Origin of the sequence: Mycobacterium sp. SVM_VP21 (assembly GCA_024758765.1) — a bacterium.
Taxonomy (GTDB): Bacteria; Actinomycetota; Actinomycetes; order Mycobacteriales; family Mycobacteriaceae; genus Mycobacterium; species Mycobacterium heraklionense_C.
On record CP101406.1, the window covers coordinates 4618345 to 4634600 of the forward strand.

The 16256-nt window shown below is 66.8% G+C and carries 14 protein-coding genes; 10 read left to right on the forward strand and 4 right to left on the reverse strand.

Annotated features, from left to right (window positions below):
- The first annotated feature begins 121 nt into the window (after positions 1 to 121).
- Positions 122 to 1033: an acetoacetate decarboxylase family protein gene (locus tag NM962_21605; protein UVO12416.1), complete on the forward strand. Its 912-nt coding sequence runs from the start codon at positions 122 to 124 to the stop codon at positions 1031 to 1033.
- 2 nt (positions 1034 to 1035) lie between these two features.
- Here NM962_21605 and NM962_21610 read toward each other — a convergent pair whose 3' ends face one another.
- A complete protein-coding gene (locus tag NM962_21610) occupies positions 1036 to 2382 on the reverse strand; it encodes an MFS transporter (GenBank protein ID UVO14885.1) in 1347 nt (448 codons plus the stop codon).
- A 178-nt stretch (positions 2383 to 2560) separates the two neighbouring features.
- On the opposite strand from NM962_21610, the gene NM962_21615 reads away from it, so the two are divergent.
- The 5 genes from NM962_21615 (at position 2561) to NM962_21635 (ending at position 11076) form a co-directional block, all read left to right on the forward strand.
- A complete protein-coding gene (locus NM962_21615; GenBank protein ID UVO12417.1) occupies positions 2561 to 3352 on the forward strand; it encodes an LppX_LprAFG lipoprotein in 792 nt (263 codons plus the stop codon).
- A gap of 152 nt (positions 3353 to 3504) precedes the next feature.
- Complete coding sequence (locus NM962_21620) at positions 3505 to 3987, forward strand: single-stranded DNA-binding protein (protein ID UVO12418.1); 483 nt, start codon at positions 3505 to 3507, stop codon at positions 3985 to 3987.
- Positions 3988 to 4067: 80 nt separating this feature from the next.
- A complete protein-coding gene (gene ettA, locus NM962_21625) occupies positions 4068 to 5741 on the forward strand; it encodes an energy-dependent translational throttle protein EttA (GenBank protein ID UVO12419.1) in 1674 nt (557 codons plus the stop codon).
- A 53-nt stretch (positions 5742 to 5794) separates the two neighbouring features.
- Positions 5795 to 10639, forward strand: coding sequence for an NAD-glutamate dehydrogenase (locus tag NM962_21630; protein UVO12420.1), 4845 nt, complete (start codon positions 5795 to 5797; stop codon positions 10637 to 10639).
- Positions 10636 to 11076, forward strand: coding sequence for an acyl-CoA thioesterase (locus NM962_21635; GenBank protein UVO12421.1), 441 nt, complete (start codon positions 10636 to 10638; stop codon positions 11074 to 11076). Before NM962_21630 ends, NM962_21635 begins: the two co-directional genes overlap by 4 nt.
- Before the next feature lie 18 nt (positions 11077 to 11094).
- Here NM962_21635 and NM962_21640 read toward each other — a convergent pair whose 3' ends face one another.
- Positions 11095 to 11646, reverse strand: a complete 552-nt coding sequence (locus NM962_21640; protein ID UVO14886.1) for a TetR/AcrR family transcriptional regulator — start codon at positions 11644 to 11646, stop codon at positions 11095 to 11097.
- A gap of 112 nt (positions 11647 to 11758) precedes the next feature.
- Here NM962_21640 and NM962_21645 point away from each other — a divergent pair, with 112 nt between their 5' ends.
- Complete coding sequence (locus tag NM962_21645) at positions 11759 to 12616, forward strand: alpha/beta hydrolase (GenBank protein ID UVO12422.1); 858 nt, start codon at positions 11759 to 11761, stop codon at positions 12614 to 12616.
- A gap of 13 nt (positions 12617 to 12629) precedes the next feature.
- Here NM962_21645 and NM962_21650 read toward each other — a convergent pair whose 3' ends face one another.
- Together NM962_21650 and NM962_21655 are read right to left on the reverse strand one after the other, a co-directional pair.
- Entirely contained in the window at positions 12630 to 14309 is a 1680-nt protein-coding gene (locus NM962_21650) for a glycoside hydrolase family 13 protein (GenBank protein UVO12423.1), read from the reverse strand.
- Complete coding sequence (locus tag NM962_21655) at positions 14309 to 14707, reverse strand: globin (GenBank protein UVO12424.1); 399 nt, start codon at positions 14705 to 14707, stop codon at positions 14309 to 14311. Before NM962_21655 ends, NM962_21650 begins: the two co-directional genes overlap by 1 nt.
- Before the next feature lie 135 nt (positions 14708 to 14842).
- Here NM962_21655 and NM962_21660 point away from each other — a divergent pair, with 135 nt between their 5' ends.
- The 3 genes from NM962_21660 to NM962_21670 all read left to right on the forward strand — a co-directional run bounded on the left by NM962_21660 (position 14843) and on the right by NM962_21670 (position 16233).
- The gene (locus NM962_21660) at positions 14843 to 15484 is read left to right on the forward strand and encodes an HNH endonuclease (GenBank protein UVO12425.1); all 642 of its coding nucleotides are present in this window, start codon (positions 14843 to 14845) and stop codon (positions 15482 to 15484) included.
- A 112-nt stretch (positions 15485 to 15596) separates the two neighbouring features.
- Complete coding sequence (locus NM962_21665) at positions 15597 to 15779, forward strand: hypothetical protein (GenBank protein UVO14887.1); 183 nt, start codon at positions 15597 to 15599, stop codon at positions 15777 to 15779.
- The gene (locus NM962_21670; protein UVO12426.1) at positions 15766 to 16233 is read left to right on the forward strand and encodes a DUF5130 domain-containing protein; all 468 of its coding nucleotides are present in this window, start codon (positions 15766 to 15768) and stop codon (positions 16231 to 16233) included. The genes NM962_21665 and NM962_21670 overlap by 14 nt, the downstream gene beginning before the upstream one ends.
- The last annotated feature ends 23 nt before the right edge of the window (positions 16234 to 16256 follow it).

Genomic DNA, 16256 nt, shown 5'->3' on the forward strand with positions numbered 1-16256 from the left:
CGTCAGCATAGGGGGCGAAGTAAGCGCCGTCAACATCAACTTGATCGCAAGTGTTGACGGTGCTTACATTGGCGGCCTACTCTGGCCCCGGCGCGTCCATATCTAGCGAGGAGGAGCCTCCATGCCATCGACCCAGCAGGACACCGTCGAGGTCGATCTGGGTGGACATCTGGTCTCGGTCCCCAAAGGTGGCCTCTACGACCGGTATCGGATGAACACCGATCTCGACGATGTTGCCGCCGATCCGCGGGTGAGCAGCGTCGACTTCTTCCGGCAGTTGCCCAAAGCTCGTGTCGAGTCACCGATCGGACCGACGCTCACCCCAAACTTCTACTACCGGATCAGCACCGCGCGGCTCGTCATGCTGGCCAGAACCAAGACCATCCGTCGCCAACTGCCAAAAGAGTTGGCGCCGTTAGAGATCGGGCCGGGACTGGGGTTGATCTCGGTGATGTTCTTCCGCTACGACGTGTGCGACATCGACTTCTACACCGAGGCCGCCATCGGAATCGCGGTGCGACCCGCACGGCACGGCCGGCTCGGATTCGTAGACCTGCTGGCCGGGCTGGGCAACGACCATCTCCACTCCTATGTCCTGTCGCTGCCGGTCAGCACCGATATCGCTCAGGTGCGCGGTCATGTCGGTTACGGGTTCCCCAAATGGGTCACCGGGCTCGACGTCGACATCGACGGTCACCAGACCACCGCTCGGGTGGCCAACGAGGCCGGCGAGACAGACCTGGCGTTATCGGTGGCCACTCCCGCCCAGACCCGATCCCGGACGGGTGAACGAGTCTCCACACTCACCTCGTATACGACGATCCACGGCGCCTGGCACTCCACCTTGAGCCAGACCAACATGCTCTCGGTCGGTACCGAACGCTTCCCGCGCAATCTCGACCTGCGGATCGGTCAGGGGCGGCTGGCCGACGACTTGCGATCGCTCAGACCGATTCGGACCGTTCAACTCGACGTCGCGTGTGAAGCTCAACTTGCCTTGCACATGCCCGTTCCCACGTCGGTCCGGAGCTGAGGCTATTCGTGCAGCCCCGCTTCGGCGATCGCCTCGGCCTCCTGCTCGGTGGCCACCGACGGTCCCGACCCGGGCAGGCGTTTGCCGGCCGTCTCCGGCGTGAACCACACCGTGATTGCGCCGATGACGCCCGCGCCCATCAGCAGGTAGGCCGGCAACATCACGTTGCCGGTGCCTGACACCAGCGTCTCGGCGACCAGCGGAGTGGTGCCGCCGAACACCGAGACCGAGATGTTGAATCCGATCGCAACCGCGAAATAGCGCACCCTGGTGGGAAACAGCGCGGGCAGCGTCGACGGCGTGGTGCTGTAGAAGCACAGCAGCATGACGCCGATGAGCAGCACGCCGAGCAGTCGCAGCGGGTAGCTACCGCCCTGGCGGATCAACAGGAAGGCGGGAACAGACCCCACGATCAGCAGAGCGCTGCCGGTCCACAGAATCGGCTTGCGACCGATGCGGTCGGACAACTTGGCCAGCGGCAACACGGCGACCAGCATGAACACCAGTGCCACCACGATCATCGTCAGTCCGCGGCTGCCGCTGATGCGACCGACCTGTTTGAAGTACGTCGGCAGATACCCGGTGAGCATGTAGTTGGTGACGTTCTCGGCCAGCACCAGGCCCATGCAGATCAGCAGGCCGTTGCGCTGCCCGGTGACGGTCTGCTTGAACTGCAGCCACCCGTTGCTGTGGTCGGCGTCGGGCGTCTCGCTGAGCTGCTCCAGCTCTTCAAAGGCCGGTGATTCGTCGATGCGCAGCCGCATATACAGCGTCACCAAGGCCAGTGGCACACCCAGCAGAAACGGGACCCGCCAACCCCAGTGCAGCATGTCGGAGACCGGCAGTTGGGTTTTGAGCAGGGTCACTACCGCGGCGCCCGTGATGTAGCCGCCGAGTGTGCCCAGCGGCAGATAGCCGGTCAGCGCGCCGCGACTGCGGTCTGGGGCATGCTCGCTGACGTAGGTCATGGCGCCCACGTATTCGCCGCCGGTGGAGAACCCCTGCATGATCTTGGTGACGATCAGCAGGATCGGGGCCCACAAGCCGATCTTCTCGTACGACGGCAGCAGCCCCGTGATGGTGGTACCGACCGCCATCAGGGTGACGGTCATGACTAAGACCCGTTTACGGCCGATGCGGTCACCGAGCGCGCCGAAGACGATGCCGCCGAACGGCCGCACCGCGAACGCTGCCGCCAGGGTGCCGAAGGTGGCGATCAGGCCCACCGCGCTGGAACTGTCACTGGGGTAGAACACCTGCGCGATGGTGGTGGCCAGGAAGCCGTAGATCCCGAAGTCGTACCACTCCATGAAGTTGCCGACGGCCGTGCCCGCGATCGAGCGCTGCATGGCCGCCGGGTCCGAGACCCGTATGTCGTCGCGTGCCCATGTGCTGCGGCTGGTGTGTTCACCGCTGCCGGACCGGCCTTTGGTATCCACCGCAAGCAACGTATACCAACCGCGCGCCCACTTCTCGTCGGCACGGTAAGAGCTACCAGGCGGGGCGGCGGCCTCTACGATGGCGGGCATGCGCAGGCTCCCGGGCGTCCTGACCGTGGTCAGCGTCGCCGCTGCCCTGGTCGGCGGTTGCTCATCCGACTCCCCAACGGTCCCGTCGGCTGCGTCGTCAACCGTTGCCGCGACTACGCCACCAACCTCGTCGACGCCCGCATCCACCACGTCGCCGTCGCGCACCTCGCCCAAGAAGTCCACCGAGCCCCTGCCGGACGCCGCGGCGATCCTCAAGGAGTCCAGCGCCACCACCGCCGAACTCGACAGCGTGCATCTGTCGATGGCGGTGACCGGCAGCATCGAGAACATGCCGGTCACAGCGCTCGACGGGGACGTGACCCAGCAGCCCGACCCCGCGGCGAAGGGCTATGCCAAGATCGCCTACCGGGGCGCGCCGGCCTATGTGGCGTTCGTCGTGTTCGGCGGCGACTTCTACGTGTCGCAGGAGCACGGCCGCTGGGTCGACTACGGTCCGGCCGCCAAGTTCTATGACGCGGCGAGCATCCTGAGCCCCGACACCGGGCTGGCCGGCCTGCTGACCGATTTCATCGATCCCGAGGTCGAGGGGCGCGAGACCATCGATGACGTCCACACCGTGCGGATCAGCGGCGAGGTATCAGCCGACGCGGCGAAGAAGATCGTGCCGCAGCTGCAGGCCACCAAACGGACCGCGTGCACGGTTTGGATCGACGAGACCGGCGACCACCACCTGGTTGCGCTGAAGCTGGCCTCCGGCGACGACGACGCCGTGGCGATCACCTTCTCGAACTGGAATGCGCCGGTGACCGTCGGCAAGCCGCGGGCCTAGCTTCCGCCGGGGTTATCCCCAATGCGCTGTTCTTCCCCAGTTGCCGTTGTGCGTGACGGCCGGCCCGGCGTCCTTGTCGGGCCTACCGCGCCCAATGGGTGCAGCACCGGCGAGCTCGTCAGGCCCGCCGCAACCAGGAAGGAAGCACCCCTATGTTCGAGACAACACTTACCGTGATCGGCAACATCGTCAACGACCCGATTCGGCGCCGGGTGGGCGAGCACGAACTCATCAAGTTCCGGGTCGCCAGCAATTCGCGCAAGCGCGCTGCCGACGGCAGCTGGGAGACCGGTAACTCCCTGTTCGTGACCGTCAACTGCTGGGACAGGTTGGTCACCGGGGTGGGGGCGTCGCTGAGCAAGGGGCTGCCGGTGGTCGTGGTGGGGCATGTCTTCACCAGCGAGTACGAGGACAAAGACGGGGTTCGCCGCTCGTCGGTGGAGCTGCGCGCGACCGCGGTTGGCCCCGATCTGGCGCGGTGCGCGGCTCGGGTGGAGAAGATCATCGCTGCCGGACCGGACAATCCGCCGGTTGCTGCCGGTAGCGACGACGCCGACGGCCCAGATTGCGTGGACGGCGAATCCGACGCCAGCGACGAGATGGCCGAGATGGCTGGGATAGCTCTGACGCCCTGACAGCAGCCGACAGCGCTGCCGGACGACCCCCTAGGATGGTTGGCGAGCAAATTCGCGAGACCAGGAGGCGACACCCCGGCATGGCTGAGTTCATCTACACGATGAAGAAGGTGCGCAAAGCACACGGCGACAAAGTCATCCTCGACGACGTCACGCTGAACTTCCTGCCCGGCGCCAAGATCGGTGTCGTCGGTCCTAACGGTGCTGGTAAGTCCAGCGTCCTGCGGATCATGGCCGGGTTGGACAAGGCGAACAACGGCGATGCGTTCCTCGCGCCGGGCGCCTCCGTCGGCATCCTGTTGCAGGAACCGCATCTGGACGAAACCAAGACCGTCCGGGAGAACGTCGAAGAGGGCGTGCCGATCAAGGCCAAGCTCAATCGGTACAACGAGGTCGCCGAGCTGATGGCCACCGACTACACCGACGAGCTGATGGAAGAGATGGGCAAGCTCCAGGAGGAGCTCGACTCCGCCGACGCCTGGGACATCGACTCGCAGCTCGAACAGGCGATGGACGCACTGCGCTGCCCGCCGGCCGACGAGCCCGTCACTCACCTCTCCGGTGGTGAGCGCCGGCGGGTGGCGCTGTGCAAGCTGCTGCTGAGCAAGCCGGACCTGCTGCTCCTGGACGAGCCGACCAACCACCTCGACGCCGAGAGCGTGCTGTGGCTGGAGCAGCACCTGGCCTCCTACCCGGGCGCCATCCTCGCGGTCACTCACGACCGCTACTTCCTCGACAACGTCGCCGAGTGGATCCTCGAGCTCGACCGGGGCCGCGCCTACCCCTACGAGGGCAACTACTCCACCTACCTGGAGAAGAAGGCCGACCGCCTGGAGGTGCAGGGCAAGAAGGACCAGAAGCTGCAGAAGCGGCTCAAGGACGAACTCGCCTGGGTGCGTTCGGGTGCCAAGGCCCGCCAAGCCAAGAACAAGGCCCGCCTGCAGCGCTACGACGAGATGGTTGTCGAGGCGGAGAAGACCCGCAAGCTCGACTTCGAGGAGATCCAGATCCCGGTCGGCCCGCGGTTGGGCAACACTGTGGTCGAGGTGGAACACCTGGACAAGGGCTTCGACTCCCGCCAGCTGATCAAGGACCTGTCCTTCACGCTGCCGCGCAACGGCATCGTCGGCGTGATCGGCCCCAACGGCGTCGGCAAGACGACCCTGTTCAAGACCATCGTCGGGCTGGAAGAGCCGGACAGCGGCACGGTCAAGGTCGGCGAAACGGTCAAGTTGAGCTACGTCGACCAGAATCGCGCCGGCATCGACCCGAAAAAGACGGTTTGGGAAGTGGTCTCCGACGGCTTGGACTACATCGAGGTCGGGCAGACCGAGATCCCGTCCCGGGCCTACGTCTCGGCGTTCGGGTTCAAAGGCCCCGATCAGCAGAAGCCCGCGGGTGTGCTCTCCGGTGGTGAACGCAACCGGCTGAATCTGGCGTTGACCCTCAAGCAGGGCGGCAACCTGATCCTGCTCGACGAGCCGACCAACGACCTCGATGTCGAAACACTCGGTTCGCTCGAGAACGCCCTCGAACAGTTCCCCGGCTGCGCGGTGGTCATCAGCCACGACCGCTGGTTCCTCGACCGCACCTGCACGCACATCCTGGCGTGGGAGGGTGACGACGACAACGAGGCCAAATGGTTCTGGTTCGAGGGCAACTTCGGTGCCTACGAGGAGAACAAGGTGCAGCGACTCGGTGCCGAAGCGGCGCGTCCGCATCGAGTGACCCACCGCAGGCTCACCCGCGACTAATGTTGGCCCGGTAGCGGCGCTGCCGGAGCTGACACACAGTCAGGAGGGGTGGGATGACAAAGTCCACCAAGGAATCAACCGCGTGGACAACATTTCCCGACCCCTCTGAGCCGCAGGGCATTCCTGCGTGGGTCTCGACCGCCTACGTCGAGACCTATCGCGGGTCGCACAGCGACTCTCTGGTCAGCGACGAACCATTGGGTGGCACCGATCCGGCCAGCCGGGCCGCCGCCACCGCCGTCGTGACCCCGGCGCTGCTGGCTGCGCACGCCCGGCTGGCGCAGCACCGGGTCGCCGGCGAGACCCGGGTTGCGGTGTACCCCGCCGACGATCCCGCCGGGTTCGGGCCGGCACTGCAGGTGGTCACCGACCACGGCGGCATGCTGATGGACTCGGTGGCGGTGCTGCTGCACCGGCTCGGGGTGGCCTACGTCGGGATTATGACTCCGGTCTTCACGGTGCGGCGCGATGCGGCCGGGGAACTGCGCTCGGTGGAGCCGAGATCCGCCGACGGCTCGGCGGGGGCCGAGGCCTGGATTCATGTCCAGCTCTCACCGACGGTCAATCGCAACACTCTGGCCGAGACCGAACGCCTGCTGCCCGATGTGATGGCCGACGTCCGCCAGGTCGCCGTCGATTCCACGGCGATGCGCGACGCGCTCAACGAGCTCGCCGCCGATGTCGAGGCCAATGCGCACGGCCACTACACCGCGCCGGACCGCCACGATGTCGCCGCTCTGCTGCAGTGGCTGGCCGACGGGCGCTTCGTGCTGCTGGGATACCAGAGCGGCGTGGTGCGCGACGGGCAGGTTCACATCGAAGACGCCGCTCGACTGGGAGTGCTGCGCCTGCGTAAGTCTTTGCGGCCCAGGCTCACCGGCAACAATCTGCTGACCCTTGCGCAGGCCACCGTGCCCAGTTACATGCGGTTCAGTTCACACACCTATGTGGTGGTGATCCGCGAGGATACCGGCGACAGCATCATCGCGCACCGCTTCGTCGGACTGTTCACCGCCGGCGCGATGAACGCCGACGTCTTCGAGATACCAGTCATCTCGCACACCGTCCGTCGCGCGCTGGCTTTGGCGGAGAAGGAGCCTGGCCACCCCGGGCAACTGCTGCTCGATATCATCCAAACCGTTCCGCGTTCAGAGCTTTTCGCGATCGATGCCGAGCAGTTGCTGAACATGGCGATGGCGGTGTCCGACCTGGGTGCGCGGCGCGGAACCCTGCTGTTCCTGCGCGGCGACCGGACCGGTCGCTTCGTGTCCTGCCTGGTGTACCTGCCCCGTGACCGCTACACCACCCCGGTGCGGTTGCATATGGAGGACATCCTGATCCACGAGTTCGGTGGGGTAGGGCTGGAATACAGCGCTCGTGTCAGCGAAGCGCCCTGGGCGCTACTGCATTTCATGGTCCGGATGTCCGACGATCCCGACGCCCGTTCGGTCGACACCGGCGAGGCCAACCGGGTCCGGATCCAGGCGCTGCTGGCCGAGGCCACCCGGACCTGGGGAGACCGGCTGCTCGAGACGGCGGCGCAGGACTCCATCGACGCCGAGGTGGCCGAACACTATGCGGTCGCCTTCGACGAGATCTACAAGCAGGCCGTCGCTCCGGCCGAGGCGGTCGGTGACATCGCGATCATCGAGCGGCTGACCGCCGACTCGGTCAAATTGGTGTTCTCCGACTACGGCGAGGCCGACGGAAGTCAGTTGGCCTGGTTTCTCGGTGGGCACGGTGCGTCGCTGAGCCAACTGCTGCCGATGCTGCAGTGCATGGGAGTGGCTGTCCTCGAAGAGCGACCGTTCACCGTCACCCGCGCGGACGGCCTGCAGGTGTGGATCTACAAGTTCAAGGTGTCCGCACACCCGACGATTGAGATCCCGGCGAGCGGAGCCGAGCGCGTCGACGCCGAACAACGATTCGCCGACGGCGTCACCGCGATCTGGGAGGGCCGCGCCGAGCCCGACCGATTCAACGAGCTGGTGCTGCGCGCCGGACTGAACTGGCAACAGGTGGTGGTGCTGCGCGGCTACGCCAAATACCTGCGCCAGGCCCGGTTCCCCTACAGCGAGAACCACATCGCCTCGGTGCTCAACGACTATCCGAGCATCGCGCGGGCCCTGGTGGCGCTGTTCGAGGCGCTCTTCGACCCGTCGCGCACGCATCGCAACCGGGACGCGCAGTCGGCCGCCGCTGACGTCGCAGTGGGCATCGACGCGGTGGTGAGCCTGGACACCGACCGCGTGCTACGTGCGTTCGCCTCCCTGATTCAAGCCACCCTGCGTACCAATTACTTTGTCACCCGCGACGATTCGGCTCGTGCACGTAACGTGCTGGCGCTCAAGCTGAATGCTGGCCTGATCGACGAGTTGCCGCTGCCCCGGCCGAAGTTCGAGATCTTCGTCTACTCACCCCGGGTCGAGGGTGTGCACCTACGGTTCGGCTTCGTATCGCGCGGCGGACTGCGCTGGTCGGACCGCCGCGAGGACTATCGCACCGAGATCCTCGGACTGGTCAAGGCCCAAGAGGTCAAGAACGCCGTCATCGTCCCGACCGGGGCCAAAGGCGGGTTCGTGGTCAAACACCCACCGACGCCCACCGGTAACCCGCTAGCCGACCGCGAGGCAACCCGCGACGAAGGGATCGCCTGCTACACGCTGTTCATCTCCGGGCTGCTCGACGTCACCGACAACGTCGACCACGCCACCGGCGCGGTCAGCGCGCCGCCGCAGGTCGTGCGCCGCGACGGTGACGACGCGTACCTGGTGGTGGCCGCCGACAAGGGCACCGCCAGCTTCTCTGACATCGCCAACGGGGTGGCCGAGTCCTACGGCTACTGGTTGGGCGACGCATTCGCGTCCGGAGGGTCGGTCGGCTACGACCACAAGGAGATGGGTATCACCGCCAAGGGTGCCTGGGAGTCGGTCAAGCGGCACTTCCGGGAGATGGGCATCGATACCCAGACCCAGGATTTTAGTGTCGTCGGAGTTGGAGACATGAGCGGCGACGTGTTCGGCAACGGCATGCTGCGGAGCCAACACATCCGGCTGATGGCCGCCTTCGACCATCGGCACATCTTCCTCGATCCCGACCCCGATCCCGCCCGGTCCTTCGCCGAGCGTCAGCGGATGTTCGACCTGCCCCGGTCCAGTTGGGACGACTACGACAAGTCGCTGATTAGCGCCGGGGGCGGCGTCTATGCGCGGGACCTGAAATCCGTGCCGGTCAGCCCGCAGGTCGCCGCAGTGCTGGGCCTCGGCGAGGACATCACCGAGCTCACCCCGCCGGTGCTGATCCGGGCGATCCTGCGGGCGCCCGTGGACCTGCTGTTCAACGGTGGCATCGGCACCTATGTCAAGGCCGAGTCCGAATCGGACGCCGATGTGGGCGACCGTGCCAACGACCAGGTCCGGGTCAATGGAAACCAGGTGCGCGCTAAGGTGATCGGCGAAGGCGGAAACCTCGGCGTCACGCCGCTGGGCCGCGTCGAATTCGACCTGGCCGGCGGGCGCATCAATACCGACGCCCTGGACAACTCCGCCGGAGTCGACTGCTCCGACCACGAGGTCAACATCAAGATCCTGATCGACGCCCTGGTCACCGTAGGCAAGGTCGACGCCGCGGACCGGCCCGAGTTGCTGGCGTCGATGACCGACGAAGTCAGCGCGCTGGTGCTCGCGGACAACACCGCCCAGAACGATCTGATGGGAACCAGCCGGGCCAACGCCGCGAGTCTGCTTCCGGTGCACGCCGATCAGATCCGCCACTTGGTGGCCGACCGGGGCCTCAACCGTGCACTGGAGGCGCTGCCTTCGGAGAAGGAGATCGCCCGGCGTGCCGAGGCCGGGCTGGGCCTGGCCTCACCGGAGTTGGCCACCCTGATGGCGCACGTCAAGCTGACGCTGAAAGCGGCGGTGCTGGCCACCGATCTGCCCGAACAGGATGTGTTCGCCGCCCGGCTCCCGCAGTACTTCCCGCGCGTTTTACAAGAGCGCTTCGGCCCCGAGATCCGTCAGCATCAACTGCGCCGCGAAATCGTCACCACCATGCTGATCAACGACGTAGTGGACACCGCGGGCATCACTTACGCCTTCCGGATCACCGAGGACGCGGGCGTCGAGCTGATCGACGCGGTGCGCGCCTACGTCGCGACCGATGCCATCTTCGGGGTGGGCGACCTCTGGCGCCGCATCCGCGCAGCCGGCGAGCAGGACTGCCTGCCGGTCGCGGTGACCGACCGAATGACACTGGACCTGCGGCGGCTCATCGACAGAGCCGGCCGGTGGCTGCTCAATTACCGCCCCCAGCCGCTGGCGGTCGGCGCCGAAATCAATCGGTTCGCTGAGCAGGTTGCCGCACTGTCACCGCGGATGTCGGGATGGCTGCGCGGCGACGACGCCGACATCGTCGCCAAACACATCCGCGAGTTCGAGGCCCAGGGCGTGCCCCGTGGCCTGGCCTCCGACGTCGCCCTGGGCCTATATCGCTACAGCCTGCTCGACATCATCGACGTCGCCGACATCACCGAACGCGACGCCGACGAGGTCGCGGACACCTACTTCGCGCTGATGGATCGCCTCGGTACCGACGGGCTGCTGACCGCGGTCGCCCAGCTCCCGCGCGATGACCGCTGGCATGCCTTGGCGCGGTTGGCGATCCGTGACGACATCTACAATTCGGTGCGGTCGCTGTGCCTGGACGTGCTGGCGGTCGGGGAACCGGACGAGGATGGGATGCAGAAAATCGCCGAATGGGAATCGACCAACGCCTCACGCGTGGAGCGGGCGCGGCGCACGCTGACCCAGATCTACGAATCCGACCAGCGGGATCTGGCGACCCTGTCGGTGGCGGCCCGGCAGATCCGCAGCATGACGCGCGGCGCGGCCTCATGAGCCCGGCAGGAGAATCCAACGGGCAGCCGGTGGGCTTTGTGGCGGCGGTTCCGGTGCGCTGGTCGGACATCGATATGTACCAGCACGTGAACCACGCGACCATGGTGACGATGCTCGAAGAGGCGCGGGTGCCCTTCCTGTCGCCGGCGTTCGCGGTCGACATCACCAGCGTCGGCCTGCTGATCGCCGAGGTCAAAGTCGGCTACAAGGGGCAACTGCGGCTGACGGACTCACCGCTGCAGGTGACGATGTGGGTGTCTCGGCTGCGCACGGTGGACTTCACCATCGGCTACGAGGTGCGCTCGGTGCACGCGGCCCCGGACTCCCGGCCTGCCGTGATCGCCGAGACGCAGTTGGCCACCTTCAGCATCGACGAGCAGAAGCTGGTGCGGCTGTCGGCGGACCATCGCGCCTACCTGGAGAAGTTCATCCGTTGAACGCGCTGATGCTCCCGATCAGTCTGCCGTGAGCATGGCGTCGAGCAGTCGTTGAATGACGATGCTCACGTCGGCACGCGTCTGCTCGGGGTCGTCGGCCGTCGCGATCAGCATCGCTGCTTCGTCGAGCGCGCCGATCAGCACGTGGGCGAGCGCGCGGACCGGCTGGTGGGGGAGTTGTCCCGCTTTCATCGCTTCACTGAGCAGCTGCTCGGTCATGCCGAGGCTGTAGCGCTGGGCCACGTCGCGAAAGCCGTCCCAACCCAGGACGTTGGGGGCATCGAGCAGCAGGAGTTGCCGCACCTCCGGATCGTTGGCCACCACCAGCCAGTTTTCCGCGGCTGCCCGTAACGCGGCGGCGGGGGTGGTTGATGCGGAGGCGGCCACCGCTTCGGCCAGGCGCGCCATCACGTCGGCTTCCACCGATTCCACGACGGCCAGGAAAAGCGCTGCCTTGTCCGGGAATTGGTGGTACATCGCGCCCCGGGTCACGCCGGCGGCCTCCGCGATCTCGGGGGTCCCCACGGCCGCGTAGCCACGCGCACCCCACAGTTTGCGGGCCGCGCTCATCAAGGCAGCACGGGTGGCGGCGGAACGCTCGGCTTGCGTCCGACGCTTGATTTCCGTACAGGCTGTCGGTAAGTTATCGGCAGGTTGCACGTAACTATGTTAGGAGCTGCCCATGCCCACCGTTGACATTGACGCCGGAACAATCCACTACGACACCGCGGGCCCGCAGGATGGCCGCCCGGTGCTGTTCGTCCACGGCTACGCCATGGGCGCCTCGCTGTGGGGGCCACTGAGCGCCCGCCTGGCAGCGCGAGGTCTCCGCTGCATCGCCCCGAATTGGCCGCTGGGCACACACCCGACGGCGCTGCGGGCCGGCGCTGATAGAACCCTGCCCGGGATCGCGGCCATGGTGGACGCGGTCATGGGAGCGCTCGGCCTCGAGGACGTGGTGCTGGTCGGCAACGACACCGGAGGCCTGATCAGCCAACTGGTCGCGGTCAACCACCCCGACCGGCTAGGCGCGCTAGTGCTGACCAGCTGCGACGCCTTCGAGCACTTCCCGCCGCCCATTCTGAAGCCCTTCGTGCTGGCCGCGAAGACGGCGATCACCTTCCGGGGAGTGCTCCAGCCGATGCGGCTGCGGATGGTTCGTCAGCGCGGATACGGCGCGCTTTCCCACGGCGACATCGACCACCTGGTGAAAGGGTGGGTCACACCCGCGCTGGGTGACGCCGCCATCGCCGAAGACCTCCGTCACCTCACCAAATCGCTGAACCAGCAGACCGCCCTGGACGCCGGGGCGCGACTGCACGAGTTCACCAGGCCGGCCCTGATCGCCTGGTCCGCCGATGACCTGTTCTTTCCGGTCGAAGACGGGCGGCGCCTCGCAAGTACGCTGCCCAACTCCCGCTTCGAACTCATCGACGGCGCGCGCACCTTCTCGATGATCGATCGGCCGGACCGGCTGGCAGATCTGGTCGCCGAATTCGCCAGCACCGCAAGCGGTCCAGGAGTCCGTGGCCGACCGTGAGATGACCGGCCGTTCAGACCAGCCACGCAGCGGTGTTCGGCGGCAAGGCGCCGCCGGTCGCCGGCGCGCTGGCCAGGATCAGCTGCCCTTCCGGAAGATCCACCGGGCGCTTACTGGCATTGAGTGCGCAGATCAGCCCGCCGCGCCGGAAGATGAGCATTCCGGGCAGGGCGTCTAGCCACTCGATCTGCGATCCGGTGAGTTCGGTTCTGCTCCTGCGCATCTCGAGAGCCTGCCGGTACAGCGACAGCGTCGAGCTGCGGTCGCTGCGTTGTCTCTCGACAGTCAGGTGCGCCCAGTCCGGCGGCATCGGCAGCCAGGTGTCGGGGTTGTCGGAGAATCCGAACGCCGGTGCGTCGCCGGACCACGGCAAGGGCACCCGGCAGCCGTCGCGACCGCGTTCGGTGTGCCCCGAGCGCTCCCACACCGGGTCCTGCAGGGCCGAATCGGGCAGCTCGACGTTGGGCAGGCCCAGCTCCTGGCCGTTGTAGACGAACACCGCGCCCGGCAGGGCCAACAACACCAGAGCCATAGCCCTGGCCCGGTCCAGCCCGACGGCCCCGCCGCCGTAGCGGGTGACCGCCCGCTCGACGTCATGGTTCTCCAGCGCCCAGGTGGCACTGGCGCCCACCAACCCCACCGCGGCCAGCGAATTGTCGATCGCACCGCGGATCTCGTCGGCATCGAAGTCGGCTTGCAGCAGCCGGAAGTTGAACGCCAGGTGCAGTTCGTCGGGCCGTAGATACTCGGCGAACTGATCGTTGTCGTGCACCCAGACCTCGCCGACGCTCACCGCGTCCGGATAGTCGTCCATGACCCGGCGAATCGCCCGGTGAATCGGGTGGACGCCGGGCCGGTTGAATCGCGGGTCATCGTCCTGATGGGCCAGCAGCTTCACATCGGTGACCGGCATGTCCGGCAGACCGGCCGGCTTGGCCATGCCGTGCGACACATCGATGCGGAAGCCGTCCACGCCGCGGTCCAGCCAGAACCGCAGGGTTCGCTCGAAATCGGCGAACACCTCGGGATTATCCCAGTTCAGATCCGGCTGTGACACATCGAACAGATGCAGGTACCACTGGCCTGGGCCGTCCGGCTCGGTGACCCGCGTCCAGGCCGGGCCGCCGAACACCGACACCCAGTTGTTGGGTGGCAGCCCGCCGTCGGGTCCGCGGCCGTCGCGGAAGAAGTAGCGGTCGCGCGCGGCACTGCCCGGCCTATGCGGCGGTTCCAGCTTCGCCTCTCCTCCGTCGAGGCTCGCTGAACCGCCGGGTTCATGCGGCGGTTCCAGCTTCGGCTCTCCTGCGTCGAGCCTCGCTGAACCGCCGGGTTTGGCGGCCAGTGCCTCGACGAACCACGGGTGCGCCGAACTGGTGTGGTTGGGCACCAGGTCCATGGTCAGCTTGATTCCCCGCGCGTGCGCGGCGGCCACCAGCCGATCCAGTGCCGCGAGGTCGCCGAAGAGCGGATCGATGTCACGCGGATTCGCCACGTCGTAGCCGTGGTCGGCCATCGGCGACACCGTCACCGGGTTGAGCCAGATCGCGTCGACGCCGATTTCGCGCAGGTAGTCCAGGTGTGCGGTCACCCCGTCGAGGTCGCCGACCCCGTCGCCGTTGCTGTCGGCGAACGAGCGGGGATACACCTGGTAGAACACACTCTGGGACCACCAGGGACTCTCGCGGGTGGCCATCAGATCGGCGCGTTGACCAGGAAGTCGGCCGCCGAATGCAGGTACTGCAGCAATTCGCCGCGGTGCGCATCGTCGAGGGTGTCGCTGTCGATCTCGCCGATGGCCGTCACCATGCAGCGCAGCCAGGCATCGCGCTGCAGCGGGCCGATCCGGTAGGGGATGTGGCGCATCCGCAACCGCGGGTGCCCGCGAAGTTCGGTGTAGGTGCGCGGTCCGCCCCAGTACTGCTCGAGGAACATGCGCAACCGTTCCTCGGCGCCATCCATGTCGTCGGCGGGGTACATCGGGCGCAGGATCGGATCCTGGGCGACCAGTTGATAAAACCGCGACACGATGGCGTGGAAGGTCTCCGCACCGCCGACGGCGTCATAAAACGAGGGTTCTTCTATCGGCTGCATCGCCCCCCATTGTGGGGCATCGTCGATGCCTGCCGGTGAACACACAGGAAATAGGCGTGCGACCAGCGCCGAATCATGGTGAACTGTTCGGCGGAGGTCAATGGTGCGACATCTAAACCGGCTGCAAGACCGGATATGAAACGTCGGGGCCACCGCACCCCCGGTGCCCCACCGGCGAGCCTGAGCGGGCTTGCCACCGCCCCATGCCTGCATTCGGTCGCCACTTCCGGTGCTGCGACCAGCAATGAAGCCGCATCGATCTGGACTCGTCGGCGAGTATTGCTGCTGAACTCCACTTTCGAGCCGTTGACGGCGCTGTCGCTGCGGCGTGCCGTGGTGATGCTGATCTGCGGTAAGGCCGACATCGTGCACGACGATCCGGCCGGCCCGGTCATCCACTCGGCGACCCGGTCGGTGCCGGTGCCGTCGGTGATCCGGCTGCGGAACTACGTTCGGGTGCCGTACCGGGCCCGGATCCCGTTGACCCGGGCTGCGCTGATGCACCGCGATCAGCACAGCTGCGCCTACTGCGGTGGCAAGGCCGACACGGTCGACCACGTCGTGCCGCGCAGCCGCGGCGGTGACCACTCCTGGGAGAACTGTGTCGCCGCCTGCTCGACCTGCAACCACCGCAAGGCGGACCGGTTGCTGGCCGAGATCGGCTGGACGCTGCGATTGGTGCCCACCTCGCCCAAGGGCCAGCATTGGCGGCTGCTGGCGGTGATCCACGATCTCGATCCGGTGTGGATGCGCTACCTCGGTGAGGGCGCTGCCTAAGCGGATCGCCCCATCCGGCCGGGTTCCCGCATCGTTCGATCAGCGGTGGGATACCGTCTACGGCGTGAGCGTGTTGGAAACCCTCGGCATCTTCATTGGCATCCCGGTGGCAATGTTCGCACTGCTGGCCGCCCGGACCCTGACGCAGAAGGGGCCGCGCGCGGCCACCTATCAGATGTCGGAGCGGTGGACACACCCGCCGATCCTGTGGTCGGCGACCGACGAGGCCATTGGCGGACATGGCCACGGCCATTCCGAGTTCAGCGTGGGGGGTGGAACCAGTGGCAACTGGTGAAGTCGTAACGATCGATCCGGCGGACCTGCCCTACGGCTTTGTGGTCACCAACAGCGGTCGGGTTTCCGGGGTTACCGAGCCCGGCGAGGCGTCGACGCATTACCCGTTCCCGGTCAAGGAACTGGTGGCTCTCGATGACGCACTGACCTACGCCTCGCGCGACACGCAGGCCCGCTTCGCCACCTACATCGGCGACCTGGGTTCCGACACCGCCGCGCGGGCCCGCGAGATCCTGGCGAAGGTGCCCACCCCCAACGACGCCGTGCTGATCGCGGTCTCGCCGGACCAGAAGGCCATCGAGGTGGTCTACGGCGCCGGCGTGGCCGGCCGCATTGCTCCGGCAGCGGCACCGCAGGGTGTGGCCGCGGCGGCCGCGGCGTTCCGTGACGGCAACTTGATCGACGGTCTGGTCAGCGCGGTGCAGGTGATCAGCGCCGGCGTGACCCCGGCCTAGCTGCTGGCTGTACCGCCGGACGA